The organism is Bacillus sp. JJ1474, assembly GCF_036965225.1.
Lineage (GTDB): Bacteria > Bacillota > Bacilli > Bacillales > Cytobacillaceae > Cytobacillus.
In genome coordinates, this window is record NZ_JBALPC010000274.1 from 4,033 (window position 1) to 7,343 (window position 3,311).

Below are 3,311 nucleotides of genomic sequence, written 5' to 3' on the forward strand. Positions count from 1 at the left end.
CTATTGATGTTGTGAATAAATTAGATGATTCGACTGATATGATTATGGAACTTTTAGAAGACCCCACAGACGAAGATCGTAATTTTGATAGACGAGGGTTAGCATTTGGTTATGTTCAATCAGGGAAAACTGCGCACTTTACAGGGGTTATTAATAAGGCCATTGATGCAGGATATAAATTAATTATTGTATTGGCAGGGATGCATAATGATTTACGTTCTCAAACTCAAATGCGATTAGATGAGGAAGTTTTGGGCTACGAAAATAGTGTAAAGCATACAAATAAAAATAATGCGAATCGAATTGGTGTAGGTACTCTTTTGGGGCATGAATTCTTTGAAGTAGACTCCCCGACAGATCGATCAGAGAATGGTGATTTCCAATCAAAGAGAGCACTAACATTTAACAAACAAATTATGGTTGTAAAAAAAAATGCTAGAGTTTTAGAAAAGTTATTAGCAGCATGTCAAAATAGCCCGAAAGCTATGTATGTGCCATCTGAAACTGAGGGGAAATCTGGTCATAAAGTTATTCATAATGTGCCAATCTTAATTATCGATGATGAAGCAGACCAAGCTTCAGTCGACACATCTAATATGTATGATGAAAATAATGTAATACGTGAAGAGTATGATCCTAAGGCTATTAATAGTAATATTCGTCAAATTTATAATACATTTAGTCAACGCGTCTATTTGGGGTATACTGCGACACCGTTTGCCAATATTCTTATTAATCAAGAGGTAGCTACAAAGTTGCATGGACAGGATCTATTCCCAAGAGACTTTATTTTATATTTACCGAAAGCTTATAACTATGTTGGCCCATTAGAATATTTTTTACCTCCTGTAAATATTGAGGATGAAGAGGAAACTGCAGATCAGAAAACAAATGAACTACCTTTTATAAAAAATATAGTGTACGATAATGACTTTGCGCCGGAAAAGCATAAAAAAACATTTAAGCCTACGAAGGTTCCAGATAGTTTAGTAGTGGCGATGTATTCGTTTATTTTAGCGGTGGCGATTCGTAGATATCGTGGTCAAGATAAAGTCCATAATTCTATGTTAATTCATGTTACACGTTTCAAAGATGTACAGGAAGATATTAAAGCTCTTGTTAGCGATATGAAGAGAGAAATTCAAGATGATGTTGAAAATAGTGAGTGGCAAGGAGAACATTCATTAGAATTACAACAGCATTTTGAGAATGAATTTAATCAGGGGAAGCTTGATTTTATTCAAGAAAATTTTCCGAATCAATTTGATTCTAAATATTATTCGACATGGGAAGATATTAAACCACTCGTTTTAGGTGCTATCAAATCAATATCTATAAAAAGTTTGAACGGAAACAGCGCTGATACTTTAGAATATAAAGACTATAGTGAAACAGGATTAAATGTAATTGCTATTGGTGGAGATAAATTATCACGAGGCTTAACGTTAGAGGGGTTAACTGTAAGTTATTATTTAAGAGCTAGTAAAATGTATGATACATTGATGCAGATGGGAAGGTGGTTTGGTTTCCGTCAAAACTTCTTAGATGTTTGTCGTCTGTATATAACCAAGGATCTTGTAGGATGGTTCCAGCATGTAGCTTTTGCAACGGAAGATTTGCGAGCACAGTTAGATTATATGGCTGAAATCAAAGCAGAACCTAAAGAATTTTTATTACGATTGCAGTCTCATCAAAATTTATTAATTACGAGTCAAAATAAGATGAGATCGGCAAGACAATTTAAAGTAAATTATAGCAATGAATTAATTCAAACTACTGTTTTTCCTGTTCATGATCAAGAATTTTATAGAAATAATTATTTAGCGACTCGTAGCTTAATAGAATCTATTGATCAATCATGTACAAGAAATCCTAAAGTGGATATGCGTATTGCTAGAGAGATTTCAACACATAAGCACTACTACTGGACCAATATTGGTGCGGAACCAATCATTGAATTCCTAGAACACTATAAAACTGTTTCTAGTGCCACGAAAGCAGACAGTAAGTATATTGCTAAATATGTAAAAAGTTTAAGTAACATAGGAGAACTAGTGAATTGGACAGTTGTTTTAATTAATACAGGCGGAGAGGAAAAGCAGTTTACAGAAAAAATTCAGCTTCAAAAGGGTATTAAGAGAACAGGGATTCCTGATCAAATTGATGATAAGTTAACTTCTATTAAAACAGCTACATCTGGAAATCATATATACTTTGATTTTACTGAAACGATGTATAAAGAGGCGCAGGATAATAAAGATAAATACTCAGAAAAAACACACCCTAAAGGAACGATAGCTCTAAAAACTCGTGCTTTACGTAAAAAAACAGATGCTTTACTTATTCTTTATCCATTTAACAACGAGGATGAAAAAGGTAGTAAATTAGTAGGGGATCTAACATATGAAAATGAGTCTAAACCATTTGCCTTTGCTATCTTAACACCGGAAACATCAGCAAAAGAAGCTGAAGTTGACTATGTAGTAAATGACTCGGTAGTCGTAGAAAGAGAAGAAGAAGAATATGCGTTATAATTTAAAAACTGTTTTTGAACAATTAAATACGCGTATTAGAACTGCGAATGATGAATATTTAATCGAAGAGGTACTAGCTTTAGGGGTTACAAAAATAATTGCTGGAATAGATGAGCAAAACAAACGATGCATTATTTTGCCTTTAAAAGGCCCTTTAGATATGCAGATTTATAACCGTTTTCCCAAATGGCATGGATTAACGATAGCTCAAGAGAAGCATATGAATACGATCTCTAAAGGGAGGGAATGGTTTTTAATCTTTAAAGAGAGTAGCGTACACACAGATATTAGTCATGAAATATTTATTCATATTTTCGAAGATATTTGTGAAATTGTTAAGCAGGAGGTTACCTATCCTCGGATTTTCGATAAAATTATAGTCATACTTACAAAGTGGGAACAGTTTTTTGAAAGGATTAATAATAGTCCTTTATCTAAAAGTGTTTTACAGGGTTTATTTGGAGAACTTTTATTTTTGCAAAAGATTTTGATCCAAGGTGGGGAAGAGCAACAGATTCATGCCTTAGATGGATGGTATGGAACAGACTATTCAAAGAAAGATTTTCAATATCAGAGAGATTTTATTGAGATCAAAACTTCTCTTAAGAAAAAACCATATTCTATTCGGGTATCGAGTGATACACAATTAGAAAAGCCAGCAAATTATCGATTGTTTTTATGTTGTTATATGTTAGAAGTGGATAAGCAATTAGGGAAGTCTGTTAAAAATCTTATAGAAGAAATTCAAGATATATTGCTAGAATATCCAAAAACATT

The 3,311-nt window shown here is 33.0% G+C and carries 2 protein-coding genes; both read left to right on the top strand.

From position 1 onward, the window contains the following. Positions 1-2,534 (top strand): Z1 domain-containing protein (locus tag V7164_RS24310; protein ID WP_335355501.1); only part of this gene is annotated, 2,534 nt, incomplete at its 5' end. Next, positions 2,524-3,311, top strand: a 788-nt coding sequence (locus V7164_RS24315) for a PD-(D/E)XK motif protein (RefSeq protein WP_335355502.1), incomplete at its 3' end; no start/stop codon positions are given. The genes V7164_RS24310 and V7164_RS24315, both read left to right, overlap by 11 nt.